This window comes from Nocardioides sp. YJ-D4 (assembly GCF_054031495.1).
In genome coordinates this window covers 1,377,973-1,403,089 of the sequence record NZ_CM132932.1, presented here as the reverse complement: position 1 = coordinate 1,403,089, position 25,117 = coordinate 1,377,973, and the positions used below count along the sequence as shown (strand labels likewise).

Genomic DNA, 25,117 nt, shown 5'->3' with positions numbered 1-25,117 from the left:
GCCCCAGCGACTCCCGGGGCCGGTGTGATCTGGGCATGATCACGCTGAACCCCACTCGCATGCGTACTCTCGCGCTTGCCGCCGTCGCGGCGCTCGCCGCCGGGACCGTTCTGGTCTCGCACCCCGCCTCCGCGACGGCCACCACCACGACCGCCGCCCAGGCGGCCAAGCACAAGCAGGCCGACCCGATCGTCTTCGGTCACCGCGGTGCCTCCGGCTACCGGCCCGAGCACACCCTGGCGGCGTACGACCTGGCCATCCAGCAGGGTGCCGACTTCATCGAGCCCGACGTGGTCTCGACCAAGGACGGCGTGCTCGTCGCCCGCCACGAGAACGAGATCTCCGGCACGACCGACGTCGCCGACCACCCCGAGTTCGCGGCTCGGAAGACCACCAAGACCATCGACGGCAACGCGCTGACCGGCTGGTTCACCGAGGACTTCACCCTCGCCGAGCTCAAGACGCTGCGCGCCAAGGAGCGCATCCCGGGCGACCGTCCGGCCAACACCGCGTACAACGGCCTCTACGAGGTGCCGACCCTCGACGAGGTGCTCGACCTGGTCGACGCCAAGGAGGCCGAGACCGGCCGCACCATCGGCGTCGCGCCGGAGACCAAGCACCCGACGTACTTCGACTCCATCGGTCTCTCGCTGGAGGAGCCGCTCGTGAAGAGCCTCAAGCGCCACGGCCTCGGCGGCAAGCGCGCCGCGGCGGTCATCCAGTCCTTCGAGGTCAGCAACCTCAAGGACCTCAACCGCATGGTCGACACCAAGCTGGTGCAGCTGATCGACTTCGGCGGTGCGCCCTACGACCAGGTGGTGGCAGGCACCGGCGTGACCAACGACTACCTGGTCACCGACAAGGGTCTGCGCGGCATCAAGCGGTACGCCGACCAGGTGGCGCCGTACAAGTTCTACTTCATCCCGCGCGACGCGGACGGCACCCTGGGTGAGGCCACCGACCTCGCCGACCGCGCCGAGCGCGTCGGGCTGCCGACCGTCATCTGGACCATGCGCGCCGAGAACAAGTACCTCCCGACCGAGTGCCGCGTCGGCACCGACCCGATCGCGATCGGCGATCTCGGCTGCGAGGTCGGTCCCTACCTCGACGCCGGTGTGGACGCGTTCTTCACCGACCACCCCGACCTGGGCGTGGCCGCGCGCGACGCTTGGCTGGCGAACCAGTAGAGCTACCAATCAGTAGACACCTCGCGACATGACGTACGGCCCTCGCTATTGTCGGCGGGGGCCGCACGTGTTCGTGGGCCTGGTCACAACCAAAGGAGTTTGAGTCATGGGTCGTTTCGACGGACGCGTCGCAGTCATCACCGGTGCAGCGCGCGGGATCGGTTTCGGAGTCGCCACGCGTTTCGCCGAGGAGGGTGCCTCGGTCGCGATCATCGACCTCGACGAGGCCGCCGCCGCTGAGGCTGCCGCCAAGCTTCCGCTCGCCGAAGGCGCCAAGTCGGTCGGCATCGGCGCCAACGTCGCCAAGGCCGAAGACACCGAGGCCGCGGTCGCGCGCGTCGTCGAGGAGCTCGGCGGTCTGCACATCCTGATGAACAACGCCGGCATCACCCGCGACAACCTGCTCTTCAAGATGACCGAGGACGACTGGGACCTGGTCATGAACGTCCACCTCAAGGGCCACTTCCTGATGAGCAAGGCCGCGCAGGCGGTCTTCGTGAAGCAGAAGTACGGCAAGATCATCAACGTCTCCTCCACCTCGGCCACCGGCAACCGTGGCCAGGCCAACTACTCCGCGGCCAAGGCCGGCGTGCAGGGCTTCACCCGCACCCTCGCGCTCGAGCTCGGTCCGTTCGGCGTCAACGTGAACGCCATCGCGCCGGGGTTCATCGCCACCGAGATGACCGACCAGACCGCTGCCCGCCTCGGCCTCGACGTGGACGAGTTCCGCAAGCTCTCGGCCGACGCCAACCCGGTCAAGCGCGTCGGCGAGCCCGCCGACATCGCCGCCGCCGCGGCCTTCCTGGCCAGCGACGAGGCGTCCTACATCACCGGCCAGACCCTCTACGTCGACGGTGGCGCCACCGTCGCCTGAGTCCTCCGAAGAAGGAACCCCGGGCGCGAGCCCGTTGACCGCAACGATTACCGTCTGTCACTCGTCTTGGTACTGAGCCGATTCAGATGGAGATTGATGATGCGTACGTCCCGCCCGGGGTTCCTCCTGCGAGCAGCGGCGACGCTGACCGCTGCGGGTCTGGTCCTGACCGGCTGTGGGTCCTCTGAGGAGCCCACGGAGGCGAAGCCGTCGCCGTCCGCGCCCGCTGAGCCCGACCACGAGCCGCTGACGGGCGTCGAGCTCCCCGAGGGGCAGACCGCCGCACGCAAGCACCCCGCCTACATCGTCAAGATCGACAACACCGCGGCCAGCGACCCGCAGTACGGTCTCGCCAAGGCCGACATGGTCGTCCAGGAGCTGGTCGAGGGTGGTGTGACCCGGCTGGCCGTCGCGTACTACTCCCAGCTTCCCAAGGAGGCCGGTCCGGTCCGTTCGATGCGGGCGACCGACGCGGGTATTGCCGCGCCGATCAACGCCAAGATCATGACCAGCGGCGCGGCGCCGTACACCTTCGCGCAGCTGAAGAAGCACGACATCTCGTGGATCGACATGTCCACCCCCTACGTCGTACGTGACACCAGCAAGCCCCACGACTTCCTGCACAGCGTGGTCGGCAAGGTCGCGAAGGCCGGCAACGCGGCCGCGAAGGACGGCAAGGCGAAGCGGCCCGGCGACTTCATGCCCTGGGGCGACGCGACCACCAAGCTGGCCGGTGGCAAGCCCGCCAAGGCAGTCGACGTGAAGTTCTCCCAGGCGCGCACGGACAACTGGGTCTTCAAGGGCGGCAAGTACCGCCTGCAGAACAACTACATGTCCAAGAGCGGCCAGTTCCTCGCCGACACCGTCGTGGTCGCGCAGACCAAGACCACCATCGCCCCCTACAAGGACCCGGGCGGCGCGATCGTGCCGGTCTCCCACTTCACCGGCCGGGGCAAGGCGTGGATCATGCGCGCCGGCCAGATCGTCGAGGCGACCTGGGTGAAGAAGGGCGAGAAGGGTGCGGTGACGTTCACCGACGCCAGCGGCGCCGCGATCGAGATCCCTCCGGGCAAGGTCTGGCTGGATCTGATCCCGAAGGGCAACGGTCAGGTCGAGCCTGGTGGCGTGATCGTCAAGTAGTGCCCAGAGATCGGGCTCTCAGCGCATGTCCTCGACCTTGACGCCCTGCTTCGCCAGGGTCTGGACCCCGGTCAGCAGGTAGGTCACGGCCAGCTCGATGCGCTCGGCCGCGTCCTCGGGATCGCTGGCCTCGGTGACGGACTCGCCGGCCGCCGACATCGCCCCGAAGAAGAGCCGGGCGAAGGTCGCCACCATCTCGTCGTCGACGGTCCGGTCACCGGCCCGAAGGACGGCGGCGACGATGTCCTCGACGACGGTGAAGGTGGAGCGCTCCTCCTGCTCGCGGTAGCGCTGGTAGCCCAGGACGGCCGGACCCTCCTGCACGACGATGCGGCGGTAGGTGGGCTGCTGGACGGCCTCCAGGAACGTACGCAGCCCGGCCCGGGCCTGCTCCCAGGGGTCCTTCGTCTCGCGCATGGCGGCGTCGATGCTCTGCGCGGTGGCGGCCTCGACCTTCTCGAAGACGACCTCGTAGAGCGCCTGCTTGCCGCTGAAGTGGTGGTAGAGCGCACCCTTGGTGACCTCGGCCCCGGCCACGATGGCGTCCAGCGAGGTGCTCGCGTAGCCGTGCTCGGTGAAGAGCCGCTCGGCGACCTCGACGAGCGTCTTCTTGGTCGAGGCGGAGAACTGCTGCCTCCGTGACATCCCCGGCACCGACGGAAGCGGAGGAACCTTGGGGACGAGCTTGCTCACGGACGACTTTGCCACCCGTCCACTCTAACGGCCGTGTTCGGAATCACCGTCCCAGGTGTTGGCCATACCGTCAGTATGTCCAATACTATAGGTACGTACTCACGGTATGTGAGTGCTCACCTTCCGCAAGGAGCCGACAAATGAGCTGGACCAGCCATCACAAGCGCGGGGAGATCCTCCGCGGCGTGGTCACCGTCATCGACGAGCGTCGAGACGGTCTGCTGCCCATGGATCTTCCCGGCGTCACCGAAACCTTCACCGACGAGCTCGACCTGCTCGCCGCCCTGCAGCTGCGCTGGCACACGCGCCTTTCTGGCCGCATCGAGTCCGAGCTCGCCAACCAGCCGATGGACCTCGAGGACGCCGTCGTCCGGGCCTGGCACGGTGCTGCCGACGACCTGCCCGGCATCCGCGCGGTCCTGGACCGCTACCACGCCCTTCCGGTCGACGAGGCGATGGCCACCGCGCTGGCCAAGGCGCAGACCAAGGAGCACCTGACCCTCGCGGTCATGGCCGGCCGCGGCGCCTTCGCCGACGCCGAGTGCGTCCGTCTCGGCTCGATGATCGAGGCGCGTGCCCGCGCCGAGTACGCACCGGCCGCCGAAGTCGTCGAGCGCGGGCCCCTCGCCGGCCTCGTCGACATGCTCCGAGCGGTCCGCTCGGCAGCCTGAAGCTGCGTACGGGCCGTCTGACCAGGCCCCGGGCGCCGGTGCGCTCCCTCCGCGGACTCCCTCCGCACCTCCCTAAGTGCCGGCCCCGGGGCCTTTCCTGTCTCGTCCCGATCAGCGGGCATTGTTGGTTTCTTGTTGCGGGTGGCGTGACCGGGGTGGTGCGATCATGGCGTCATGACGGAGCAGAAGGACGTACGCGCCGGGCGGCTGCTGGTGGCCACCCCGGAGCTTCGCGACCCCAACTTCGTCGACACCGTGGTGCTCTTGATCGAGGTCAACGACGACGGTGCGCTCGGCGTGGTGCTGAACCGGCCCTCACCCGTGCCGGTCGCCGAGGTGCTGCATCCGTGGGCGACCTCCGTCGCCGATCCCGACGTCCTCTTCCAGGGTGGCCCGGTGAGCAAGGACTCCGCGATCGCGGTCGCGCTCCTGGTCGACTCCGACGACCCGCCGCTGGGCTTCCGGCCCGTCGTCGGACGCCTCGGGCTGCTCGACCTCGACACGCCCGTCGAGCTGGTCGACGGCACCTTGTCGCGGCTGCGGATCTTCGCCGGATACGCCGGCTGGGGCGCGGCTCAGCTCCAGGGCGAGGTGGACGAAGGGTCCTGGTATGTGGTCGACGGCGAGCCGTACGACTCCTTCCTCGACGACGTGAGCTCGATGTGGGCAGCGGTGCTCCGGCGCCAGCCCGGTGAGCTGGCCTTCCACGCCACGCGACCGCCCGACCCCGAACTGAATTAGCGGGCTAGTAAGGTTGGGGGCATGGGCATCCTGGGATTCGGCACGAAAGAAGCCGTCAAGGAACGGGAGGACATCCGCGAGCAGGACGTCCCCACCGAGGAGGGTGACCACGACCGCTACTCCCACTACGTGGAGAAGGACAAGCTGACCGAGGCGATGGTCATGGGCACGCCCGTGGTCGCGCTGTGCGGCAAGGTGTGGGTGCCGAGCCGCGACGGGTCCAAGTTCCCGGTCTGCCCCGACTGCAAAGAGATCTTCGAGGGGATGCCGCCGAGCGGTGGCGAGGGCGACGACGAGTGAGTAGCGCCGAGCTTCCCGGCGCCCTCACACCCGCGTGGCCCAACAAGGCCGCGTGGGGCACTGCGCCCAAGCTGCGTGCTTGGCAGCAGGAGGCGCTGTCCAAGTACCTGTCCGAACAGCCCCGTGACTACCTCGCCGTCGCGACACCCGGGGCCGGAAAGACCACCTTCGCGCTGACCGTCGCCGCCGAGCTCCTCGGCCGCAGGCTGGTCGACCGGGTCACCATCGTCGCCCCCACCGAGCACCTCAAGGTCCAGTGGGCCGAGGCCGCCGCACGGGCCGGGATCCCGATCGACCCGACCTACTCCGCGGGCCAGGGCAAGACCTCGGCCGACTACGTCGGGATCGCGGTGACGTACGCTGGGGTGGCGGTCAACCCGCTCGCGATGCGGATCCGCACCGAGCGGTTCAAGACGCTGGTGATCCTCGACGAGGTGCACCACGCCGGCGACGCGCTCTCGTGGGGCGAGGGGGTCCGGGAGGCCTTCGAGCCGGCCGCGCGGCGGCTGGCGCTGACCGGAACGCCGTTCCGCTCGGACACCAACCCGATCCCGTTCGTCACCTACGCACCCGGCGAGGACGGCATCCCGCGCTCGGCGGCCGACTACACTTACGGCTACGCCGAGGCGCTGCGCGACCACGTCGTCCGGCCGGTGCTGTTCATGGCCTACTCGGGACAGATGCAGTGGCGCACCCGGGCCGGCGACGAGATCGCCGCCCACCTCGGTGAGCCGCTGACCAAGGACCTGACCTCGCAGGCGCTGCGGACCGCGCTCGACCCGGCCGGATCGTGGATCCCGTCCGTGCTCGCGGCCGCCGACAAGCGCCTGACCGAGGTGCGGCGCCACGTCCCGGACGCGGGCGGGCTGGTCATCGCGACCGACCAGGATTCGGCGCGCTCCTACGCCAAGACGCTGAAGACCATCACCGGGCAGAGCGCGACCGTGGTGCTCTCCGACGAGAAGGCCGGCTCGAAGAAGATCGCCAAGTTCTCCGAGTCCGACGACCGCTGGATGGTCGCGGTCCGGATGGTCTCCGAGGGCGTCGACGTGCCCCGGCTCGCGGTCGGGGTCTACGCGACCACCACCTCGACGCCGCTCTTCTTCGCGCAGGCGGTGGGGCGCTTCGTACGTGCTCGTACGCGGGGTGAGACCGCATCCGTCTTCCTGCCGTCCGTCCCGAACCTACTCGGCTTCGCCTCCGAGCTGGAGCTGCAGCGCGACCACGTGCTCGGCAAGAAGGTCACCAGCGAGGACGACATCTTCGCCGCCGAGGACGCGCTGATGGCCGCGGCCAACGCCGAGGAGGGCGCCTCCGAGGAGGAGCTGGGAGCCTGGGAGGCCATGGGCTCCGAGGCACGCTTCGACCGGGTGCTCTTCGACGGCGGCGAGTTCGGCCACTCCGGCGAGGTGCACGTCGGCTCCGAGGAGGAGATGGACTTCCTCGGCATCCCCGGGCTGCTCGACGCCGACCAGATGAAGACCCTGCTCCAGCAGCGGCAGAGCGACCGGGCCCGCAAGCAGAAGTCGGCCTCTGCGCCCGTTGCTGCCGACGAGCCCGTCGCCGCGGTCGCCGCCCACGAGCAGCTCGCCGTGCTCCGTCGCGAGCTCAACGGCCTGGTCGCCGCCTGGCACCACCGCACCAAGACGCCCCACGGGGTCACCCACAACAGGCTCCGCAAGGAGTGCGGCGGCCCGCCGGCCGCGGTCGCCAACGCCGACCAGCTCAAGGCCCGCATCGACACCCTGCGCGACTGGGCCGCGCGCGGCTCGGCGTAGCCGCCGCCGAGTCGGCTCGTCCTGACCGAAGTTCCCGCCGAGTCGGCTCGTCATGACGAGCCGACTCGACCTCGGAGTTGGTCAGAATGAGCCGACTCGGCGTGGTGGCGAGGCTGATCGGGCACACTGGCTGCCGTGAGGACTGGAGCTCCGCGCCTGCGGGTCGGGACCGCGCGATGACCGCGCTCGAGATTGCGGTGACCTCGGTCGGCGGGGCGGTCGTCGCTCGTGCCGGCGGAGCCACCCGCGTGGAACTCTGCTCGGCGCTCGAGGTCGGAGGCGTCACCCCGTCGCAGGGGCTGGTCGAGGGTGTCCTCGACGCGGTCGGTGGCACCGACGCCGACGACGGCTGGCAGGGCGTCCACGTGCTCGTCCGGCCGCGGCCGGGAGGTTTCGGTTACTCCGCCGAGGAGCGGCTGCTCCTGGTACGCGAGGTCGAGACGGTCCTGGAGGCGGGAGCCGACGGGATCGTGATCGGCGCGCTCACCCCGCACGGGGAGCCCGACGTGGAGCTGGTCCGGGAGCTGGCGGGTGCTGCCGCTGCGTACGAGGCGACGGTGACGTTCCACCGGGCGATCGACCTCAGCGCGGACCCGGTCGCCGCGATCCGGGCACTGGACGGCGTGGTCGACCGGGTGCTGACCTCAGGTGGTGCGCCGGCCGCTGCGGCCGGGGCGGCGAAGATCGCCGAGATGGTCGCGGTCGGCGGACCGGACGTACTGGCCGGAGGCGGGGTGACCGTGGACGCCATCAGGGCGCTCGCGGATCTCGGTGTCGAGGGCGTGCACCTCTCCGCCAAGCGACGGGTCGTCACGACCCGCGGGGTGGCGCTGGGAGTCGCCGACGACGGCGGTCACTGGGTGACCGATCCCGATGTGGTCGCCGCAGCGGCCGCCGCCTTGGCCTAGGCGGGGGAGTCGCCCTCGACCAGGTCACGCAGGACGGCGACGGCGCCCTCGAGATCGGCCTGGGTGCGGTGGCGCGACTCCAGCCGCTCGGCGATGAGGTGGGAGATGCGCTCGCGTACGTCGGCGAGGTCGGCGCGGCCGGCATCGGTCAGCGTCACCAGGCTCGCCCGCGCGTCCGCGGGGTTGGGCTCCTTGCTGACCAGGCCGGTCTCCACCAGCTGGGCGATCTGGGCCGACATGGTCGGCTGCGAGCAGCCGTCGGCGCGGGCCAGGTCGGTGATGCCCAGCGGTCCGATGGCGTCGAGGATCGTGAGCACCCGGACGCTGGCCGGAAGGTCGAGCGCTCGGCGGACCAGGCGCATGAGCCGTGCCGCGTAGACGACGAGGTCGCTGGAGAGGTCCAGGGTCTTCGCCGAAGCGGAGCCCGAGGCCATGGGTGTCGCCGAGGCGGAGCCCGAGGCGGTCGGGGCTTCCGAGGGAAGCAGCTGCTGTGAAGGCATCGATCGGAATCCAGAGTTGGGGGTTGCGGCGCGGTGAACGGGTGGAGACTATCTGAGAATGACTACGGAACGGCACACCTGGATCGCGTTCCTGCGCGCCATCAACCTCGGTGCGACCCGGAAATTCCCGAAACAGGCGATCTCAGCCGCCGTGGTGAGGGCGGGCGGAACCGACGTCGAGACCTACATCAACACGGGCAACGTACGCTTCGACCACCCGGTCGGCGACCGGGCCGAGATGGAGGCGATCCTGGAGGAGGCCTTCGCGGCCGACCGATTCTTCGAGGTGCCGACGATCTGCGTGACGCCCGCTGAGCTGAAGGTGATCGCCAACGACGCCGCGGCGGTCGGGATGGGTCACGAGGGCAAGCAGTTCGTGTTCCTGTGCAAGGAGCTCACCGACTCCGGCTCCCGGGACGCGCTGGTCGCCCGGGCGGGGGAGGGCGAGCGGGTCTACGTCATCGGCCGCGCCGTGCACCTGCTCACCGAGGGTTTCCATCAGACGAAGATCACCAACGCCGTCGTCGAGCGCCACATCGCCATCAGCACCAACCGCAACGTCAACGTGATCCGTACGCTCGCCGACAAGTGGGCGTGAGCCGTGCTGCGCCTCGATCCGGTCAGGCGGGAACCTCGGTCTCGGCAGCCTCGACCACCGATCGCCGAGTGATCTCGAAGTCTGCCGGGTCGAAGCGGCTGATCCGGCGGACCAGCTCGCCGGTGGACCACGGCCAGGAGAAGCTGTTGCGACCGTTGGCGTCGATGAAGTAGCTGTGGCAGGACGCGCCGCTGTAGGCGGTGCCGGCGAGCGCGGCCTGCACGTCCGCGACGTACGCGGCCTGGGCCTCTGGCCTGACGTCGAGCTTCGACCAGCCCTGTGCGCGGGCGGTCGTGATGGCTTCGGTGATCATCGCCACCTGCGACTCGGCGACGGCGAAGGCCGAGCCGTGACCGGTGCCGAGGCTCGGGCCGAGCACCACGAACGCGTTGGGGAAGCCGGTGACCGAGGTGCCCTGGTAGGCCTCGGGCGAGCCGGCCCAGTGCTCGGCGAGCGTGCGGCCGTCGGCTCCACGGATCAGGTCGGCGACCGGCATGTCGAGGATGTGGAAGCCGGTGCCGAGGATGATCGCGTCGACCTCCGCCGCGCTGCCGTCGGTGCCGATCACGCGTGCGCCCTCGACCCGTTCGACGCCGGTGGCGTGCACCTCGACGTTCGGCTTCGTCAGCGACTGGAGGTAGTTGTTGGAGAAGAGGATCCGCTTGCAGCCGAGCAGGTAGCCGGGCGTCAGCTTCGCCCGGAGCTCCTTGTCCCGGACGACGGCGCGCAGGTAGGCCCGGCCGATCTGCTGCAGGCCCTGCATCAGCGGCTGCGGGCGGCGAAAGGCGATACCGACGGCCTCCATGGCGGCGTACTCGACCGCCCCGAGCGCCTTCTCGAAGAAGGGCACGTGGTGCTTGACCCACTTCTCCGCGTCCGGCACGGGATGGTCGACCTTGGGCAGCACCCAGTGGGCGGTGCGCTGGAAGAGGTGCAGGTCGGCGACCTGCTTCTGGACCTCGGGTACGAACTGGACCGCCGACGCCCCGGTGCCGATCACGGCCACCCGCTTGCCGTCGAGGGCCACGTCGTGGCTCCACCGGGCCGAGTGCCAGACCTCGCCGGGGAAGTCGGCCAGACCGGGCATGTCCGGGATCTTCGGCTCGTTCCACGGCCCGGCGGCGGCGACCAGGAAGCGGGTGGTGATCTCGCCGTCGCTGGTGTCCAGGCGCCACCCGGCGGACTCGGCGTTCCAGGTCGCGCCGCGGACCTCGACCCCGAACCGGGTGATGTCCTCGAGGCCGCGATCCCGGGCCACCCCCTCGATGTACGCGAGGATCTCCGGCTGGTTGCCGTAGACCCGGGACCAGTCGCTGTTGGGCGCGAACGAGAACGAGTAGAGGTTGGACGGTACGTCGCACGCGCACCCCGGATAGGTGTTGGCCCGCCAGGTGCCACCGTAGGTGTCGGCCTTCTCGAGGATGACGACGTCCTCGACGCCCGCCTCGCGCAGCTTGATCGCGGCCGCGATGCCGGAGATGCCGGCGCCGATGACGACGACCTCGTGGTGGGTGCTCGTGCGTGCGCGTCGTCGACTCATGTTGGGATACTAGTGGTATTTGAATACCGGCGGTAGGTCGAGCAGGTAAGATCTACCCGTGGGCCGGATCACGCGCAAGGAGTCGCACGCGCAGACGCGTGAGCGACTCATCGCCACCGCGCACGGGATGTTCCTCTCCGATGGCTACAACGCGACCTCGCTCGACAAGGTCGCCACCACGGCGGGCTTCTCAAAAGGCGCGGTCTACTCGAACTTCTCGACCAAGCACGAGCTCGGCCTGGCCGTGCTCGACGTGATCCACCGGGAGCGAGCGCAGTCGTTGGCGGACGCCGTCAGCGGCGTCGACACCGTCGAGGGCAGGATCGACGCCTTCGCGGCGTGGGCGGAGGCCAACATCGGCGACGTCGGCTGGACCGCGCTCGAGGTCGAGTTCGCGACCAGCACCCGCCGCGTCCCCGAGGTGAGCCAGCAGCTCGCCAGCCGGCGTCGCGAGCTCACCGCGACCATCGCCGGCCTCATCGAGCAGCAGGCCGCCGACCTCGGCCTCACCCTGGCCTCGCCGGCCGAGGACGCCGCTGTTCAGCTGCTCTCGCTCGGCATCGGGCTCGGTGTCCAGCGTGCGTTCGACCCCGACCTCTCGGTCACCAGCCTGGTCGACCTGCTGCGGTCGCTGCTGGAGAGCGCGACGCCTGCGTCGTAGGCCGCGCGAGTCCCTAGTGGGCCGGGGCGCCGTTGCGCTCGGGGGCCGGGAAGGAGACCCGGTTCAGGCGGCGTACGGCCGGACTCAGCAGCGTCGCCAGCGAGATCACCACGTAGGCGATGCCGGCGATCGCGAGCATGTTCTCGATCCCGTACGCAGCGGCCAGCGGCCCCATCGCCAGCTGCCCGACGGGGATGGCGATGTAGGTGCCGAGCTGGTCGTAGGAGGACGCCCGGGAGAGCAGGTCGCTGGGGACGTTCTCCTGCATCGAGAGCTGCCAGCCGAGGCTGAAGACCTGGATGCCGGCGCCGGAGAGGGCGGCCGCGGGCAACAGCACGGCCAGGTCGGTGGAGAAGCCGAGGGCGGCGATCGGCAGCCCGAACAGGGCCATGCCGATCATGCCGTAGAACAGCGGCCGCTCGAGCCGCACCTTCATCAGCACGAGGGTCGCGACGAGCACGCCGATCCCCTGGAAGGTGAGGATCAGGCCCCAGCCGCCCGCGCCCAGGCCTGAGCCCTCGGCCCGCTGCGGGCCGAGCGTGAGGAGTCCGCCCTCATAGAGCGCATTGAGCATGGTCGCGGCGCCGACGCAGAGCCACAGCCAGCTCGTCGAGCGGAAGTAGTCCCACCCCGTGCGCAGATCGCCGATGACCGAGGCCTTGCCGACCGCGCCGCTGATCTTGACCGGCAGCAGCAGCAGAGCCGCGATGATCCAGGTGGCGGCGTCGAGCGCGAGCGCCCAGCCCGCGCCGACGCTGAGGACGAGCAGGCCGGCGGTGCCGGGACCGGCGACCGCGACGATCGCGCGGGTCAGCGACATCAGCACGTTGGCCTCCTGCAGCATGGTGCGAGGCACCACGAGCGGGATGATCCCCTGCTGGGCGGGCAGGCCGGCGGCGGAGACGATGCCGTTGAGCGCGGAGAGTGCGATCAGGTGCCACAGCTCGGCGACACCTGCGATGACGAGGACGGCGACGGCCGCCTGACTCAGGCCCGAGACCAGGTTGGAGGCGAACAGGATCCGGGCTCGGCCCATCCGGTCGGCGAGCACGCCGCCGATGAGCATGAAGACGATCATCGGGATGGTGCGGGCCGCGAGGACGGCGCCGATCGCGATCGGCGCGTCACTGATCTCCAGGACCGCGAAGGCCAGGGCGACGGGCGCCATGAAGTTGCCGACCAGGTTGATCGATCGTGACGCGAAGAACCAGCGGAAGTGGGGTTCGCGAAGGGGGGCTGTCGCCGAGATCCGAGCCATTCGAGAGAGAATAGACCTTCGGGTGATTTCTATCTGCCCAAAATTCTCAATTCTGTCACGAGACCGTTATCCCGGCCGAACGCAGCTCCTCGATGGCAGCCGAGGTGCTCGCCGCGGCCACGCCGGCGGTCAGATCGGCAAGCAGCGTGGTGTGGAAACCGGCGGCTCGCGCGTCGAGCGCGGTGGCACGTACGCAGTAGTCGGTCGCCAGCCCGCACACGTCGACCTCCTCGACGCCGTGGGCCCGCAGCCAGTCGGTCAGATTGGCGCCGCCGGTGGCCGCGCCCTCGAAGCCGGAGTAGGCCGCGGCGTACTCGCCCTTGCGGAAGATCTCGTCGAAGGTGACCGGGTCGAGGTTGTGGTGGAAGGCCTCACCGTCGGTGCCGACCACGCAGTGCGCCGGCCAGGAGTCCACGTAGTCCGGCGGGTTGCCGAAGTGGTCGCCCGGGTCGATGTGGTGGTCCTTGGTGGCCACGACCAGCCCGTACGTCTGCTCCGGGTCCTTGCTCGCCGCCCGCTCCCGCAGCAGCTGACCGATGTCGTAGGCCACCCGGGCCCCGCCGTCGACCGGCAGGGACCCGCCCTCGCAGAAGTCGTTCTGTACGTCGACCACGATCAGTGCACGCGTCATGCCCGTCAGCCTAGACCGGCCTGGGGAGACCGGCCCCGCGAGACATCACTGAAAGAGCGTCGGGATCGACGGATCGCCCTTCAGGAGCGAGTGGGCGATGACGGGGAGCTCGGCGACCGAGGCGCGGTGACGCTCGCGCGCGGCGTCGAGGGGCTCGCGGCCCACGACCTCACCGTTCTTGACCAGTTGGGTGAGCAGCGGCCGGTCGTTGCCGTCGCCCTCGGGTGCGGTGCCGATGCCGATCACCTCGGCGTCGGCGACGTCCTTGCGGTTGCGGCGGCGCAGGGCGTACTTCCGGCCGCCGATCGACGCCTTGGACGCGCTCTTCTTGGCGACCGGCTCCAGGTCGCCGGAGGCGCCCTCGCGGGAGACCAGCTTGTAGACGAAGCCGGCGGTCGGGTGCCCGGAGCCGGTGACCAGCTGGGTGCCGACGCCGTAGCCGTCGACCGGGGCGGCCGCGAGGCCGGCGATGGCGTACTCGTCCAGGTCGCTGGTGACGATGATCTTCGTCTCGGTGGCGCCGAGGTCGTCGAGCTGGCGGCGTACGTCATGGGCGAGGAGCCCCAGGTCGCCGGAGTCGATCCGCACCGCGCCGAGCTCGGGACCGGCGATCTCGACCGCCTTCGCCACGGCCTCGGCGATGTCGTAGGTGTCCACGAGCAGCGTCGTGCCCTTGCCGAGGGAGGCGACCTGAGCCTGGAAAGCCTGCTCCTCGGTGTCGTGCAGGAGGGTGAAGGCGTGGGCGGAGGTGCCGGTCGTGGGCACGCCGAAGCGGGCGCGGGCGGCGAGGTTGGAGGTGGCGGTGAAACCGGCCACGTAGGCCGCGCGGGCGGCGGCGATCGCGGCCGCCTCGTGGGTGCGGCGCGAGCCCATCTCGATGCACGGGCGCTCACCGGCCGCGAGCGTCATCCGGGAGGCCGCGGTGGCGATGGCCGAGTCGTGGTTGTAGATCGAGAGGAGCACGGTCTCCAGGACGACCGCCTCGGCGAAGCTGGCCTCGACCACGAGCAGCGGCGAGTGCGGGAAGAAGGTCTCGCCCTCGGCGTACCCCCAGATGTCGCCGGTGAAGCGGTAGCCGGCCAGCCATTCCAGGGTCGGGCCGTCGACGACGCCCTCCAGGACGGCCAGCTGCTCCGGGCCGAAGCGGAACGCCTCGAGGGCGTCGAGCGCGCGCCCGACCCCGGCCACCACGCCGTAGCGGCGCCCGCCGGCCAGGCGCCGGGGGAACAGCTCGAAGACGGCGCGACGCTCCGCGGTGCCCGCCTTCAGGGCGGCCTGGAGCATGGTCAGCTCGTAGTGATCTGTCAGGAGCGCGGTCGAGTCCGCTGTCGAGTCCACGGGCACATCGTGGCACGATGGACTGCATGAGCGCGCCAAGCCCCGTGGAGCTCGACGAGCCGGAGATCGACGACGTCGTCTCACCGTCGACCCCATGGGTGACCATCGTCTGGAACGACCCGGTCAACCTGATGTCGTACGTCACCTTCGTCTTCCAGAAGTACTTCGGCTACTCCAAGAAGAAGTCGGAGAAGCTGATGATGGAGGTGCACAACGACGGCAAGTCGGCCGTCTCCTCAGGGTCACGCGAGGAGATGGAGCGCGACGTGCAGGCGATGCACGAGTACGGCCTGTGGGCGACACTGGAGAAGCAGGAGTGATGGGCGGGTTCAGCTACCACCGCCGCAGCAAGCAGATCATCGCGACCTTCTCCGGGTTCGAGGCCGACCTGCTCCGTTCGTTGGCCTCGCAGCTCGTCGAGCTGCTGCGCAACGAGGTCGCCGCACCTGCCGAGAGCGACGACCCGCTCGAGGCCCTGCTCGACTTCTCGGGGCCGACCACCGAGCCCGAGGACCCGGTCCTGAAGCGGCTCTTCCCCTCCGCCTACGGGAACGACGAAGAAGCCGCCGGGGAGTTTCGGCGGTTCACCGAGGGTGGGCTGCGCGACGGCAAGGCGCGGGCCGCGTCCACGATCATCGACTCGCTCGAGGAGGCGGGCCTCCCGCCCGAGCTCGACGAGGACGGGCTGGTCATCGACGTCGAGCTGCCGATCCGCGACGCCGAGGCGTGGATGCGCTCCTTCACCGACATCCGGCTCGCGCTGGCGACCCGGCTCGGGGTCGAGGAGGGCGACGAGGACTTCTGGGACTCGCTGCCCGACGACGACCCCGCCGGCCAGGTCTACGGGATCTACCAGTGGGTCGGGATCCTGCAGGAGACCATGGTCGAGGCGCTGTGGGCGGCGTCCTGACTACGGCGAGCGTTCGGCTGCACGACCGTCCAGCAGGGTGACCAGGATTCGGGTGAGCGTCCTCCGGTCCTCCTCGGGCAGGGGCCGCAGGAGCTCGTCGGCCGCCTGCTGACGAGCCTCCTCGATCAGTCGTCCCAGGCGTACGCCTTCCTCGGTCGCGACCACGCAGACCGCCCGACGGTCGGCGGGATCCGGCTGGCGCACGACCAGGCCGTGGAGCTCGAGGCCGTCGATGACCTCGGTGGCCGACCGGGGGACGATGCGGAGCCTCTCGGCGAGCGCCGAGAGGCGCATCGGCTCATCGGCGGCGAGCACCATCCGCAGAGCGCGGGCCTGCGAGGGGGTGACGCCCCAGCGGGCGGTCGCGTCGCCGAAGCGGCGGCGAAGGGTGCGCGCTGCCGCCATCAGCAGGTCGGCGGTCTCATCCACAGGAATAATCCTAACGCCATCGTGCGTTGGCCTCATTGTGAGCAAACCTCAGTAAATAGGATCGAGGTGTTCGAATGAGTGAGCCGCACCCGTACAAACCTTCCGGCGAATCCGGCCGATCCGGCCGTGATCCCGGCACCAAGCGCGCCGATCGCGCCCAGCTCGAGGCCCAGCCGGTCTCGCTGCGGCGGATCGCCCGCCTCTTCGCGCCCTACCGTGGGCGCCTGCTTCTCGTCGTGGCGCTGATCGTGGTGAGCTCGGTGATCGGTCTGGCGCAGCCGTTCCTGGTCAAGCACGTCATCGACACCGCCCTGCCCGAGCGCGACACCACGCTGCTCGTGCTCAGTGTCGCCGCGATGGTGCTCGTCGCGATCGCCTCCGCCGCCCTCGGCGTGGCCCAGACGCTGATCTCGACCGAGGTCGGCCAGCGGGTCATGCACCGGCTGCGTACCGACCTCTTCGGGCACCTGCAGCGCCAGTCGCTCGACTTCTTCACCCGTACCCGGGGTGGCGAGGTGCAGTCGCGGATGGTCAACGACATCGGCTCGATGCAGTCGGTGGTCACCTCCACCGCCACCTCGATCGCGGCCAACGTCACGGTCGTCGTCGGCACCGTGGTCGCGATGATGGCGCTCAACTGGCGGCTCGCGCTGATCTCGCTGGTGGTGCTGCCGCCGGCGGTGTGGACGACCCGCAAGGTGGCGCAGATGCGCTACGCGGTCACGACGCAGCGTCAGGCGAAGATGGCCGACCTGCACGTGCAGGTCGAGGAGGGGCTCTCGGTCAGCGGCATCCTGCTGACCAAGACGCTCGGTGCCGCGCCGGCCCTGGCCTCCCGTTTCGAGCAGACCTCCCACGACCTCGTCGGTCTGGAGGTACGCAGCCAGCTCGCCGGGCGGTGGCGGATGGCGACCATGCAGGTGGTCTTCGCCGCGGTTCCGGCCGCGCTCTACCTCGCCGCGGGCTTCCCGGCGACCTCCGGTGCGCTGACCATCGGGACCCTGGTCGCCTTCGTCTCGCTCCAGGGCTCGCTCTTCCGGCCGCTGATGGGCCTGCTCAACGTCGGGGTCGACGTGACCTCCTCCCTGGCGCTCTTCTCGCGGATCTTCGAGTACCTCGACCTACCGGTCGAGATCGACGACCCGGCCTCACCGGTGCCGCTGGGTGAGGCTCGCGGGGAGGTCGTCCTCGACGACGTCGGGTTCTCCTACGACGGCTCGCAACCCGTCCTCGACCACATCTCGCTGCGGGTGCCCGCCGGCGGCTCGCTGGCGCTGGTCGGAGCCACGGGATCGGGAAAGTCGACGCTGGCCGGGATGGTCGCGCGGCTGCACGACCCGACCTCTGGCCGGGTGCTGCTCGACGGGGTCGACCTGCGCGACCTGACCCTCGCCGACCTGGCCGCCAACGTCGGCATGGTCACGCAGGAGACCTATCTGCTCCATGCGAGCGTTCGCGACAACCTGCGCCACGCGCGCCCCGAGGCGAGCGACGCCGAGATCGAGGAAGCTGCCCGTGCGGCCCGGATCCACGACCTGATCGTCGGGCTCCCCGACGGCTACGACACGCTCGTCGGCTCCCGCGGCCACCGCTTCTCCGGCGGTGAGCAACAGCGGCTGGCGATCGCCCGCACACTGCTGCGAGACCCGCGGGTGCTCGTGCTCGACGAGGCCACGTCCGCGCTCGACAACACCACCGAGCGGGAGGTCCAGGCCGCGCTGGACCGCCTGGCGGAGGGGCGTACGACGATCACCATCGCCCACCGCCTCTCCACCGTTCGCGACGCCGACCAGATCGCCGTGCTCGACCAGGGCCGGGTCGTCGAGGTCGGCACCCATGAGGAGCTGCTGCTGCGGGGCGGCGCCTACGCCGACCTCGTACGCGGCGGTCTGACGGCGGCTGCCTAGCACGGATCCTGTGCGCGATGCGGACGGCGTCCGAGGGCCGGTCACGTTCAGGATCCGGTGCTCGGGCGCATACGCTGAGCAGCGTGCTGACCATCGACCAGGCGACGTACGACGCGATCGTCGCCCACGCGAAGCGCGACCATCCCGACGAGGCGTGCGGGATCGTCGCGGGCCCTGAGGGGTCCGACCGGCCGGAGCGGTTCATCGAGATGATCAACGCCGCCGGCTCGCCGACCTTCTACGAGTTCGACTCGACCGATCTGCTCCAGCTCTACAAGGAGATGGACGCGAACGACGAGGAGCCGGTGGTCGTCTACCACTCCCACACGGCGACCGAGGCCTACCCCTCGCGCACCGACATCGGGCTGGCGATGGAGCCGAACGCTCACTACGTGCTGGTCAGCACCCGAGAGCACGGAAATGACGAGGGTCCGGTCGAGTTCCGGTCCTACCGGATCGTCGACGGCACCGTCACCGAGGAAGAAATCAGCATCGTCCCGACGTTGTCGTGACGCGCAACACCTACATCTAGGAGAACGAACCCATGGCCATCGAGGTCAAGATCCCGACCATCCTCCGCACCTACACCGCCGGTGAGAAGGCAGTCAGCGCCGAGGGCAAGACCCTGAGCGCGCTCATCGACGACCTCGAGGCGAACCACTCCGGCATCAAGGAGCGCCTCATCGACAACGGTGACCTGCGCCGCTTCGTCAACGTCTACATCAACGACGAGGACGTACGCTTCATCGGCGGTCTCGACGCCGAGCTCAAGGACGGCGACCAGGTCGTCGTGCTTCCCGCCGTCGCCGGCGGCTGCTGAACCCTTCAGCCCAGAATGCCGCGGTCGTACGCTCGTGCGACCGCGGCTGCTCTGTCTGTGACCCCGAGCTTGTCGAAGATGTGACCCAGGTGGGTCTTGACCGTCGCCTCGCTGACGAAGAGCTTCGCGGCGATGGCGCGGTTGGTCGTGCCGCGCGCGACGAGGGTGAGCACCTCGCGCTCGCGGGGGCTCAGCTGGGCCGTCGGACCGGGTGAGCGCAGCCGGGAGGCGAGCCGGGTCGCGACCGCGGGGGAGAGGACGGTCTCGCCGGCCGCCGTCGCGCGGACGGCCTCGACCAGGTCCGGCGTCGGCGCGTCCTTGAGCAGATAGCCGGTCGCACCCGCCTCGATCGCGGCGACCACGTCGGAGTCGGTGTCGAACGTCGTCAGGACCAGTACGCCCGTGGGCGACTCCAACGCCCGGAGCCGCTCGATCACCTCGACCCCGCCGGTGCCGGGCATCCGCAGGTCCAGCACGAGTACGTCCGGCTCGAGCTCCTCGACGAGGGCCAGTGCCTCCGCCCCGTCGCCGGCCTGGCCGACGACCTCGAAGCCTTGCGCGCGGAGCACGCCGACCACCCCGTCGCGTACGACGGGGTGGTCGTCGGCGACCACGATCCTGATCTGAGTCATGCGGGTCCTCGGGGGAGTGCGGGGATGCTGGCGGAGACGGCGGTGCCGGCGCCGGGGGCGGACTCGAGGGTGAAGGTGCCGGCCAGGCGCTGCGCTCGCTCGCGCATCACGCCCAGCCCGAACGAGGACGAGCGGCGCGGAGCGCCGGGGTCGAAGCCGGAGCCGTCGTCGCGCACGTCGAGGATGACGTCGGCGTCGTCGAAGGTGAGGGTGACGCCGACCCGGGAGGCGTCGGCGTGCTTGGCGACGTTGGCGAGCGCCTCCTGGGCGATCCGCAGCAGCGTCGCCTCGACCTCGGAGTGCAGCGCCGTGGCATCGCCGACGACGACGAAGGAGGCCTCGACACCGTGGTCGTCGCGCCAGTTCGTGACCAGCGTCGAGAGGGCGTCGGTGAGGCCCGCGTGGGCCAGCTCGGCAGGGGTCAGGTCCTGGACCGACCGCCGAGCCTCGACCAGCGCGGTGCGGGCCAGCTCGGTCGCCCGGGCCACCCGGCGGCGTACGTCCTGGGCGTCCGCGGATCCCTCGGCGGCCTGGAGCTGGGCTACGACGCCGGCCAGGGACTGGGCGATGGTGTCGTGGATCTCGCGGGCGAGGCGCTCGCGCTCGTCGCGTACGCCGGCCGAGCGTGACTGGGCGAGCAGCTCCTGTTGGAGCCGGGCGTTCTCGGCGAGTGCTTCCTCGAGACGGCCGATCGTCGCGGCGCGCTCCCGGCTGACGGCGTCGAGGTGCTCGCTGTAGCGGCCCATGAGGGAGGCCAGACCGAAGTTCAGCACGAACAACAGCGGCAGCAGCAGGCTCTGCCACGGGTTGTCGTATGGGGGCGGACCTCCGGTCTGACCCATCGCCATGATCACTGCGGTGGCCGCCATCGCCACCCATCGCCACCGACCGCGGAAGGAGTCGAACGCGTCCAGGAACCCGATCCAGGCGAAGATGCAGAACAGCGGGTGCATCGCGGTCAGCACCGCGGCCAGGGCCGTGCGGCCGATGTAGCCGACCGGATGGGGGCGGCCGTAGACGTACATCCATCGCCACGTCCACACCGCGGTCGCCGCCACGAGGATCCCGAAGATCACGCGCGCGCCGGGCGACTGCGGCCCGATCTCGGGGAAGGTCGCGACGCTGATCGCGGTGGCGAGCGCGAGCAGCACGAAGGGCAGCACCTTGAGATTGCGCTCCCAGCGCTGCTCGTGCCCGACAGCCGAGGTCATAGGAGGGACCTTCTCATTCCCAGCGGAAGGCGCGCACGGCAATCAGGTAGAGCACGACCGCCCAGCCGCCCATCACCGCCAGATCCACCAGCTGCGGGAAGGCGCCGCCGGCGGCGTCGTTGAGCGCGTTGGAGGCCGCGCCGTACGGCGTGAACGAGATGATGTCGCGGGCGGTGCCGCCGAAGGCCTCGACCGGGAAGTAGACCCCCGCGGTGAACATCGACGGGAAGAAGACCACCATCCCGACCACCTGCCCGGTCTTCGCGTTGGGGGAGACCGCGGTGATCGCGGCGCCGATCCCGAGCGAGACGGCCAGTGCCAGGACGTAGGCGACGACGTATCCGAGGAGCGACTCCGGGAGCGGGGTCCCGAACGCCACTCGGCCGAGCACGATCACGATCACCGAGGAGGCCGCGACCGCGACCGCGTGCACCAGCACCTGGCCGAGCAGGATCGAGGCGGGGCGGGCCGGTGTGGTCCCGAGTCGCCGCAGGACCCCGCTCTCGCGGTAGCCGGTCAGCGTCGGCGGCATCGTCATGATCGCCGCCATGATCATCGAGAGCAGCACGGTGACCGGCACGTAGACATCGATCAGGCTCCGGCCGCCGAGGTCGGCACTGTCCTCGCGGAAGCTCGGGATCAGCCCGAGCACCCCGAGCAGCAGGCTCGGGAACAGGACGATCCAGAAGAGCGAGAGCCGCTCGCGGGCGAAGAGCCGGGACTCCGTACGGATCACGGCGACGGTCGGGCTGGTCATCGGAGCGCCTCCATGGCGTCGGGCGAGGTGTCGGTGAGGTCGAGGTAGGCGGCGTCGAGGCTCCCCGCGGCGACGCGGAGTCGCTGCGGAGCCACTCCTTGCGTACGCAGGGCCTCGATGACCGCGAGCGCGACTCCCTCCGCGCCCTCGACGGTGACGGTGCCGTTCTCGGCGCGCACCGCGGTGACGCCGGCGAGGTCGCGCAGGGACGCCAGGTCGATCGCGACCGTGGTCTCGAACGTGGTGATCGTGGCGGCGGAGGCGGAGTCGATGAGCCCCGCCGGGGTGTCCAGCGCCCGGATCCGGCCGGCGTCGACGATGGCGATCCGGTCGCAGAGCGTCTGCGCCTCCTCCATCGAGTGAGTGACCAGCAGGACGGTCACACCCCGGTCGCGTACGTCTCGCACCAGGTCCCACACCTCACGGCGGGCCCGCGGGTCCAGGCCGGTGGTGAGCTCGTCGAGGACGACGACACGCGGCCGGCCGATCAGTGCCAGCGCGATCGAGAGCCGCTGCTGCTGACCGCCGGAGAGGTTCTCGAACCGCTGCCCGAGGTGGCTGCCGAGGCCGAGCCGCTCGGCCAGCGGCGCCCACGGCTCCGGGTCGGGGTAGAAGGCGCTCCACAGCTCCAGCGCCTCCTGCACGGTGATCTTCGGCTGCAGCTTCGCCTCCTGGAGCTGTACGCCGAGCACCTCCGTCACGGCGGCGCGATCGGTCCACGGGTCGATGCCGTGGACCCGGATCCGGCCGCGGTCGCCGACCCGCAGGCCTGCGATCGACTCGACGGTGGTGCTCTTGCCGGCTCCGTTGGGGCCGAGGATGCCGAAGATCTCTCCGGTCTCGACGTGAAGGCTGATCTCGTCGACCGCCACCTTGTCGCCATAGGTCTTGCGCAGGCCGTCCACGACGACCGCCGGTTCTCGCTCCTGATGCATACCTTCAGCCTGGTCGGTGACGCGGTCTCACGGATCGGGCGATCGGCGCGAGTGGGCATCAGTCGATCGGTTGATGCGACGATGGACCCCATGCGCTATGACAACCTGCTGGCGTCGGTCGGGGGCACCCCGTTGGTGGGGCTGCCCCGCCTCTCGCCCTCTCCCGACGTACGTCTGTGGGCCAAGCTCGAGGACCGGAACCCCACCGGCTCGATCAAGGACCGCCCGGCTCTTCGCATGGTCGAGGAGGCCGAGAAGGACGGCAGGCTCCGCCCGGGCTGCACGATCCTGGAGCCGACCTCCGGCAACACCGGGATCTCGCTGGCCATGGCGGCCAAGCTCAAGGGCTACCGGATCGTCTGCGTGATGCCCGAGAACACCTCCGAGGAGCGGCGCCAGCTGCTGCGGATGTGGGGCGCCGAGATCGTCTCCTCGCCCGCCGCCGGTGGCTCCAACGAGGCCGTCAGGGTCGCCAAGCGCCTCGCCGCCGAGCACCCCGACTGGGAGATGCTCTACCAGTACGGCAACGCCGCCAACGCGCGCGCCCACGAGGAGGGCACCGGCCCCGAGCTCCTCGCCGACCTCCCCTCGATCACCCACTTCGTCGCCGGACTCGGCACGACCGGGACCCTGATGGGTGTCGGCCGCTACTTCCGCGCCGCCAAGCCGGACGTACGCATCGTGGCCGCCGAGCCGCGCTACGGCGAGCTCGTCTACGGGCTCAGGAATCTCGACGAGGGCTTCGTCCCCGAGCTCTACGACGCGTCCCTGATCGACGCCCGGTTCTCGGTCGGCCCCCGTGACGCCGTACGCCGCGTCCGCGAGCTTCTCGAGCTCGAGGGCATCTTCGCCGGCATCTCCACCGGCGCCATCCTCCACGCCGCTCTCGCCCAGGCCGCCAAGTCCCTCAAGGCCGGCGAGAAGGCCGACATCGCCTTCGTCGTCGCCGACGGCGGCTGGAAGTACCTCTCCACCGGGGCGTACGAAGGCACCATCGACGACGCCGAGGAAGGCCTCGAGGGCCAGCTCTGGGCCTGACCGCCGGTGGCCGGCGTCAGCGGCAGAAGGCGTAGACGACGAGGCCGTAGTCCTCGCCGGAGAAGACCTGGTCGAGGGCCTTGCCGGTGAGGTGGGCGTCGACGTAGCGCGGGGCGGGGCCGGTGGCGACGATGGCGTGGCCGGGGAGCCTGCCGGTCATGTCACGTGGGGCCTCGGCACTCCAGCAGTCGTGCTTCTCGATGAGGGCGGCGGGGCTGCCGGGGGCCATCGGGCGGCCGGACCAGACGCTGCCGGCGTCGGGCTCGGCGCCGAGCTGCACCAGCGCTACGGCGACGGCGGATGCGTACATCGCCCAGATGCCGAGCGCCAGGAACCCCGTGCGTCCGAGGAAGGCTCTCACTCCTGGGCAACGCGGCAGCAGGCCCCGGGGTTACGGGCGGTGGCTGGAGACGGCCACGTCGTGGTCGTGGATCCAGGCGAGATGACGGTCGTACGCATCGCCTGACCCGAGCCGCTTGTTGCGGGCCTGGGCGCGCGGACCGTCGGGAAGATGGAGGACGTCGGCGGCGGCCAGCGAGGCGATCTGGATGCGGCGGGTGCGGTCGCGGCGGCGTAGCTCGTAGGTCGCGCGGGCGCGGTCCGTGTCGTCGTCGCCGGCAAGACAGTCGGCGAGGACGATCGCGTCCTCGATCGCCTGGGCGGCACCCTGACTGTGGTGGGGGACCATCAGGTGAGCGGCGTCGCCGAGCAGCGTGACCCGGCCGCGCGACCAGGTCGCCAGAGGCGGCCGGTGGAAGAGACCCCAGTGCTCCGAGCACGGTGCCGCGGAGATCATCTGGACCACGGCCGGATGCCAGCCGGCGTACGCATGGACATGCTCGTCCGGGTCGGCCGGCCAGGACCACGAGTCCGGTGTCCAGGGCCCGAGCTGCCGCTTGACCAGCAGGAACGCGTGGTCGCCGTCGCCGACCGGATGATGCATCAGGTGGCCGTCGGTCCCCGTCCACACCTGCACCCGGCCGGGGTCGGGGAGCAGCGTGAGCTGCGAGCGCGGGACGATCCCGCGCCAGGCGATGCACCCCGAGAATTGGGCGTCGTCGTAGCCGACGACCTGCTCGCGCAGCATCGATCCGGCGCCGTCGGCGCCGATGACCAGGTCGGCCTCGACCGACTCACCGCCGGCGAACTCCAAGGTCACGGGGCCGTCGCCCGGATCGGTGAGGCCGACCAGACGGTGGCCGAGGTGGAGCCCTTCGGTGCCGAACGCCTCGCTCAGAAGCGCGTGCAGGTCGGCGTGACCGATGCCGTAGCAGGGCGCCCCGGCACGGTCGGCGTACTCCGCGGCGGAGAGCACCCGGCCGATCGCGGCCCCGGTGTGGCCGTCGCGCCAGACCCAGCCATTGACGGTCGCCGCCGCCTCGCCGAGATCCGGCTCGAGTCCGATGCGCTCCAGGAGCCGGGTCGCGTTGGCCGGTAGCAGCACGGCGTCACCGGCCGGGCGTGGGTCGGCCGCGGCCTCGTACACCTCGACATCGATGCCTCTGCGGCGCAGCTCGACGGCGAGAGTCAGGCCGCCGATGCCGGCGCCGATGATCGTGACCCGCCGGGCACGACGATCCCTGCGTAAAGCTGCCCGAGCCATCCGGGTGACTGACATCGCACGCTCCTTGGGGAGGTTACGTTCGAAACGTACCTCAGG

At 70.3% G+C, this 25,117-nt stretch carries 29 protein-coding genes; 16 read left to right on the top strand and 13 right to left on the bottom strand.

Annotated features, from left to right (window positions below; all coding sequences use genetic code 11):
- The first annotated feature begins 35 nt into the window (after positions 1-35).
- The 3 genes from ACW14X_RS06725 to ACW14X_RS06715 all read left to right on the top strand — a co-directional run bounded on the left by ACW14X_RS06725 (position 36) and on the right by ACW14X_RS06715 (position 3,201).
- Positions 36-1,187 carry a glycerophosphodiester phosphodiesterase gene (locus ACW14X_RS06725; protein ID WP_457165094.1) on the top strand — a complete coding sequence of 384 codons (1,152 nt, stop codon included), beginning with the start codon at positions 36-38 and terminating at the stop codon, positions 1,185-1,187.
- 106 nt (positions 1,188-1,293) lie between these two features.
- On the top strand, positions 1,294-2,061 hold the full coding sequence (locus ACW14X_RS06720) for an SDR family NAD(P)-dependent oxidoreductase (protein ID WP_160024719.1): 768 nt from the start codon (positions 1,294-1,296) through the stop codon (positions 2,059-2,061).
- Between the two features lie 99 nt (positions 2,062-2,160).
- Complete coding sequence (locus ACW14X_RS06715; protein WP_160024718.1) at positions 2,161-3,201, top strand: DUF3048 domain-containing protein; 1,041 nt, start codon at positions 2,161-2,163, stop codon at positions 3,199-3,201.
- Between the two features lie 18 nt (positions 3,202-3,219).
- On the opposite strand, the gene ACW14X_RS06710 is transcribed toward ACW14X_RS06715, so the two are convergent.
- The gene (locus ACW14X_RS06710) at positions 3,220-3,909 is read right to left on the bottom strand and encodes a TetR/AcrR family transcriptional regulator (RefSeq protein ID WP_350664140.1); all 690 of its coding nucleotides are present in this window, start codon (positions 3,907-3,909) and stop codon (positions 3,220-3,222) included.
- A gap of 125 nt (positions 3,910-4,034) precedes the next feature.
- Between ACW14X_RS06710 and ACW14X_RS06705 the strand changes: the two genes are divergently transcribed.
- The 5 genes from ACW14X_RS06705 (at position 4,035) to ACW14X_RS06685 (ending at position 8,292) form a co-directional block, all read left to right on the top strand.
- On the top strand, positions 4,035-4,565 hold the full coding sequence (locus ACW14X_RS06705; protein WP_457165093.1) for a hypothetical protein: 531 nt from the start codon (positions 4,035-4,037) through the stop codon (positions 4,563-4,565).
- Between the two features lie 174 nt (positions 4,566-4,739).
- Entirely contained in the window at positions 4,740-5,306 is a 567-nt protein-coding gene (locus tag ACW14X_RS06700) for a YqgE/AlgH family protein (protein WP_160024716.1), read from the top strand.
- Between the two features lie 21 nt (positions 5,307-5,327).
- Positions 5,328-5,606 (top strand): DUF3039 domain-containing protein, encoded by a 279-nt coding sequence (locus tag ACW14X_RS06695; RefSeq protein ID WP_160024715.1) that lies wholly within the window; start codon positions 5,328-5,330, stop codon positions 5,604-5,606.
- A complete protein-coding gene (locus tag ACW14X_RS06690; RefSeq protein WP_160024714.1) occupies positions 5,603-7,384 on the top strand; it encodes a DEAD/DEAH box helicase in 1,782 nt (593 codons plus the stop codon). Before ACW14X_RS06695 ends, ACW14X_RS06690 begins: the two co-directional genes overlap by 4 nt.
- A gap of 176 nt (positions 7,385-7,560) precedes the next feature.
- Positions 7,561-8,292 (top strand): copper homeostasis protein CutC, encoded by a 732-nt coding sequence (locus tag ACW14X_RS06685; protein ID WP_457165092.1) that lies wholly within the window; start codon positions 7,561-7,563, stop codon positions 8,290-8,292.
- Here ACW14X_RS06685 and ACW14X_RS06680 read toward each other — a convergent pair.
- On the bottom strand, positions 8,289-8,792 hold the full coding sequence (locus ACW14X_RS06680; protein ID WP_457165091.1) for a MarR family winged helix-turn-helix transcriptional regulator: 504 nt from the start codon (positions 8,790-8,792) through the stop codon (positions 8,289-8,291). The genes ACW14X_RS06685 and ACW14X_RS06680 overlap by 4 nt on opposite strands.
- Before the next feature lie 58 nt (positions 8,793-8,850).
- Here ACW14X_RS06680 and ACW14X_RS06675 point away from each other — a divergent pair, with 58 nt between their 5' ends.
- Positions 8,851-9,390, top strand: coding sequence for a DUF1697 domain-containing protein (locus ACW14X_RS06675; protein ID WP_160024711.1), 540 nt, complete (start codon positions 8,851-8,853; stop codon positions 9,388-9,390).
- Positions 9,391-9,412: 22 nt separating this feature from the next.
- Here ACW14X_RS06675 and ACW14X_RS06670 read toward each other — a convergent pair whose 3' ends face one another.
- Positions 9,413-10,930, bottom strand: a complete 1,518-nt coding sequence (locus ACW14X_RS06670; protein WP_457165090.1) for a flavin-containing monooxygenase — start codon at positions 10,928-10,930, stop codon at positions 9,413-9,415.
- A 58-nt stretch (positions 10,931-10,988) separates the two neighbouring features.
- Between ACW14X_RS06670 and ACW14X_RS06665 the strand changes: the two genes are divergently transcribed.
- A complete protein-coding gene (locus ACW14X_RS06665; protein WP_457165089.1) occupies positions 10,989-11,591 on the top strand; it encodes a TetR/AcrR family transcriptional regulator in 603 nt (200 codons plus the stop codon).
- 13 nt (positions 11,592-11,604) lie between these two features.
- On the opposite strand, the gene ACW14X_RS06660 is transcribed toward ACW14X_RS06665, so the two are convergent.
- The 3 genes from ACW14X_RS06660 to ACW14X_RS06650 are packed head-to-tail and all read right to left on the bottom strand — an operon-like array spanning position 11,605 to position 14,818.
- Positions 11,605-12,849: an MFS transporter gene (locus tag ACW14X_RS06660; protein ID WP_160024708.1), complete on the bottom strand. Its 1,245-nt coding sequence runs from the start codon at positions 12,847-12,849 to the stop codon at positions 11,605-11,607.
- A 55-nt stretch (positions 12,850-12,904) separates the two neighbouring features.
- On the bottom strand, positions 12,905-13,489 hold the full coding sequence (locus tag ACW14X_RS06655) for an isochorismatase family protein (protein ID WP_457166053.1): 585 nt from the start codon (positions 13,487-13,489) through the stop codon (positions 12,905-12,907).
- Between the two features lie 36 nt (positions 13,490-13,525).
- Positions 13,526-14,818, bottom strand: a complete 1,293-nt coding sequence (locus tag ACW14X_RS06650) for a nicotinate phosphoribosyltransferase (protein ID WP_160024706.1) — start codon at positions 14,816-14,818, stop codon at positions 13,526-13,528.
- 26 nt (positions 14,819-14,844) lie between these two features.
- On the opposite strand from ACW14X_RS06650, the gene clpS reads away from it, so the two are divergent.
- Positions 14,845-15,138, top strand: coding sequence for an ATP-dependent Clp protease adapter ClpS (clpS, locus tag ACW14X_RS06645; RefSeq protein WP_457165088.1), 294 nt, complete (start codon positions 14,845-14,847; stop codon positions 15,136-15,138).
- Complete coding sequence (locus tag ACW14X_RS06640) at positions 15,138-15,728, top strand: DUF2017 domain-containing protein (RefSeq protein WP_457165087.1); 591 nt, start codon at positions 15,138-15,140, stop codon at positions 15,726-15,728. Before clpS ends, ACW14X_RS06640 begins: the two co-directional genes overlap by 1 nt.
- Here the strand turns inward: ACW14X_RS06640 and ACW14X_RS06635 are convergent, their stop codons facing one another.
- A complete protein-coding gene (locus ACW14X_RS06635; protein ID WP_350837333.1) occupies positions 15,729-16,157 on the bottom strand; it encodes a MarR family winged helix-turn-helix transcriptional regulator in 429 nt (142 codons plus the stop codon). It lies immediately after the preceding gene.
- 74 nt (positions 16,158-16,231) lie between these two features.
- On the opposite strand from ACW14X_RS06635, the gene ACW14X_RS06630 reads away from it, so the two are divergent.
- The 3 genes from ACW14X_RS06630 (at position 16,232) to ACW14X_RS06620 (ending at position 18,884) form a co-directional block, all read left to right on the top strand.
- Complete coding sequence (locus ACW14X_RS06630) at positions 16,232-18,064, top strand: ABC transporter ATP-binding protein (RefSeq protein ID WP_457165086.1); 1,833 nt, start codon at positions 16,232-16,234, stop codon at positions 18,062-18,064.
- Between the two features lie 83 nt (positions 18,065-18,147).
- Complete coding sequence (locus ACW14X_RS06625) at positions 18,148-18,576, top strand: Mov34/MPN/PAD-1 family protein (RefSeq protein WP_160024702.1); 429 nt, start codon at positions 18,148-18,150, stop codon at positions 18,574-18,576.
- A gap of 32 nt (positions 18,577-18,608) precedes the next feature.
- A complete protein-coding gene (locus ACW14X_RS06620) occupies positions 18,609-18,884 on the top strand; it encodes a MoaD family protein (protein WP_008358635.1) in 276 nt (91 codons plus the stop codon).
- 5 nt (positions 18,885-18,889) lie between these two features.
- On the opposite strand, the gene ACW14X_RS06615 is transcribed toward ACW14X_RS06620, so the two are convergent.
- From ACW14X_RS06615 to ACW14X_RS06600, 4 genes are read right to left on the bottom strand one after another with little or no spacing between them, the layout of a single operon-like run.
- Positions 18,890-19,516: a response regulator gene (locus tag ACW14X_RS06615; protein WP_457165085.1), complete on the bottom strand. Its 627-nt coding sequence runs from the start codon at positions 19,514-19,516 to the stop codon at positions 18,890-18,892.
- Complete coding sequence (locus ACW14X_RS06610) at positions 19,513-20,727, bottom strand: sensor histidine kinase (RefSeq protein ID WP_457165084.1); 1,215 nt, start codon at positions 20,725-20,727, stop codon at positions 19,513-19,515. The genes ACW14X_RS06615 and ACW14X_RS06610 overlap by 4 nt, the downstream gene beginning before the upstream one ends.
- A 13-nt stretch (positions 20,728-20,740) precedes the next feature.
- Entirely contained in the window at positions 20,741-21,484 is a 744-nt protein-coding gene (locus ACW14X_RS06605) for an ABC transporter permease (protein ID WP_160024699.1), read from the bottom strand.
- Positions 21,481-22,419, bottom strand: coding sequence for an ABC transporter ATP-binding protein (locus ACW14X_RS06600; protein ID WP_457165083.1), 939 nt, complete (start codon positions 22,417-22,419; stop codon positions 21,481-21,483). The genes ACW14X_RS06605 and ACW14X_RS06600 overlap by 4 nt, the downstream gene beginning before the upstream one ends.
- Positions 22,420-22,509: 90 nt before the next feature.
- On the opposite strand from ACW14X_RS06600, the gene ACW14X_RS06595 reads away from it, so the two are divergent.
- Complete coding sequence (locus tag ACW14X_RS06595) at positions 22,510-23,457, top strand: pyridoxal-phosphate dependent enzyme (RefSeq protein ID WP_160024697.1); 948 nt, start codon at positions 22,510-22,512, stop codon at positions 23,455-23,457.
- 16 nt (positions 23,458-23,473) lie between these two features.
- Here the strand turns inward: ACW14X_RS06595 and ACW14X_RS06590 are convergent, their stop codons facing one another.
- Together ACW14X_RS06590 and ACW14X_RS06585 are read right to left on the bottom strand one after the other, a co-directional pair.
- On the bottom strand, positions 23,474-23,818 hold the full coding sequence (locus ACW14X_RS06590) for a hypothetical protein (RefSeq protein WP_457165082.1): 345 nt from the start codon (positions 23,816-23,818) through the stop codon (positions 23,474-23,476).
- 30 nt (positions 23,819-23,848) lie between these two features.
- Positions 23,849-25,075, bottom strand: a complete 1,227-nt coding sequence (locus ACW14X_RS06585; RefSeq protein ID WP_457165081.1) for an FAD-dependent oxidoreductase — start codon at positions 25,073-25,075, stop codon at positions 23,849-23,851.
- Positions 25,076-25,117: the final 42 nt, after the last annotated feature.

Bases quoted from the DNA above. Each gene is read 5' to 3' on its own strand.
- ACW14X_RS06605 (WP_160024699.1), bottom strand. From the start codon at position 21,484: ATGACCAGCCCGACCGTCGCCGTGATCCGTACGGAGTCCCGGCTCTTC.
- ACW14X_RS06640 (WP_457165087.1), top strand. From the start codon at position 15,138: ATGGGCGGGTTCAGCTACCACCGCCGCAGCAAGCAGATCATCGCGACC.
- ACW14X_RS06675 (WP_160024711.1), top strand. From the start codon at position 8,851: ATGACTACGGAACGGCACACCTGGATCGCGTTCCTGCGCGCCATCAAC.
- ACW14X_RS06725 (WP_457165094.1), top strand. From the start codon at position 36: ATGATCACGCTGAACCCCACTCGCATGCGTACTCTCGCGCTTGCCGCC.
- ACW14X_RS06715 (WP_160024718.1), top strand. From the start codon at position 2,161: ATGCGTACGTCCCGCCCGGGGTTCCTCCTGCGAGCAGCGGCGACGCTG.
- ACW14X_RS06660 (WP_160024708.1), bottom strand. From the start codon at position 12,849: ATGGCTCGGATCTCGGCGACAGCCCCCCTTCGCGAACCCCACTTCCGC.
- ACW14X_RS06720 (WP_160024719.1), top strand. From the start codon at position 1,294: ATGGGTCGTTTCGACGGACGCGTCGCAGTCATCACCGGTGCAGCGCGC.
- ACW14X_RS06610 (WP_457165084.1), bottom strand. From the start codon at position 20,727: ATGACCTCGGCTGTCGGGCACGAGCAGCGCTGGGAGCGCAATCTCAAG.
- ACW14X_RS06705 (WP_457165093.1), top strand. From the start codon at position 4,035: ATGAGCTGGACCAGCCATCACAAGCGCGGGGAGATCCTCCGCGGCGTG.
- ACW14X_RS06600 (WP_457165083.1), bottom strand. From the start codon at position 22,419: ATGCATCAGGAGCGAGAACCGGCGGTCGTCGTGGACGGCCTGCGCAAG.
- ACW14X_RS06595 (WP_160024697.1), top strand. From the start codon at position 22,510: ATGCGCTATGACAACCTGCTGGCGTCGGTCGGGGGCACCCCGTTGGTG.
- ACW14X_RS06630 (WP_457165086.1), top strand. From the start codon at position 16,232: ATGAGTGAGCCGCACCCGTACAAACCTTCCGGCGAATCCGGCCGATCC.
- ACW14X_RS06620 (WP_008358635.1), top strand. From the start codon at position 18,609: ATGGCCATCGAGGTCAAGATCCCGACCATCCTCCGCACCTACACCGCC.
- clpS (WP_457165088.1), top strand. From the start codon at position 14,845: ATGAGCGCGCCAAGCCCCGTGGAGCTCGACGAGCCGGAGATCGACGAC.
- ACW14X_RS06615 (WP_457165085.1), bottom strand. From the start codon at position 19,516: ATGACTCAGATCAGGATCGTGGTCGCCGACGACCACCCCGTCGTACGC.
- ACW14X_RS06685 (WP_457165092.1), top strand. From the start codon at position 7,561: ATGACCGCGCTCGAGATTGCGGTGACCTCGGTCGGCGGGGCGGTCGTC.
- ACW14X_RS06700 (WP_160024716.1), top strand. From the start codon at position 4,740: ATGACGGAGCAGAAGGACGTACGCGCCGGGCGGCTGCTGGTGGCCACC.
- ACW14X_RS06585 (WP_457165081.1), bottom strand. From the start codon at position 25,075: ATGTCAGTCACCCGGATGGCTCGGGCAGCTTTACGCAGGGATCGTCGT.
- ACW14X_RS06680 (WP_457165091.1), bottom strand. From the start codon at position 8,792: ATGCCTTCACAGCAGCTGCTTCCCTCGGAAGCCCCGACCGCCTCGGGC.
- ACW14X_RS06695 (WP_160024715.1), top strand. From the start codon at position 5,328: ATGGGCATCCTGGGATTCGGCACGAAAGAAGCCGTCAAGGAACGGGAG.
- ACW14X_RS06670 (WP_457165090.1), bottom strand. From the start codon at position 10,930: ATGAGTCGACGACGCGCACGCACGAGCACCCACCACGAGGTCGTCGTC.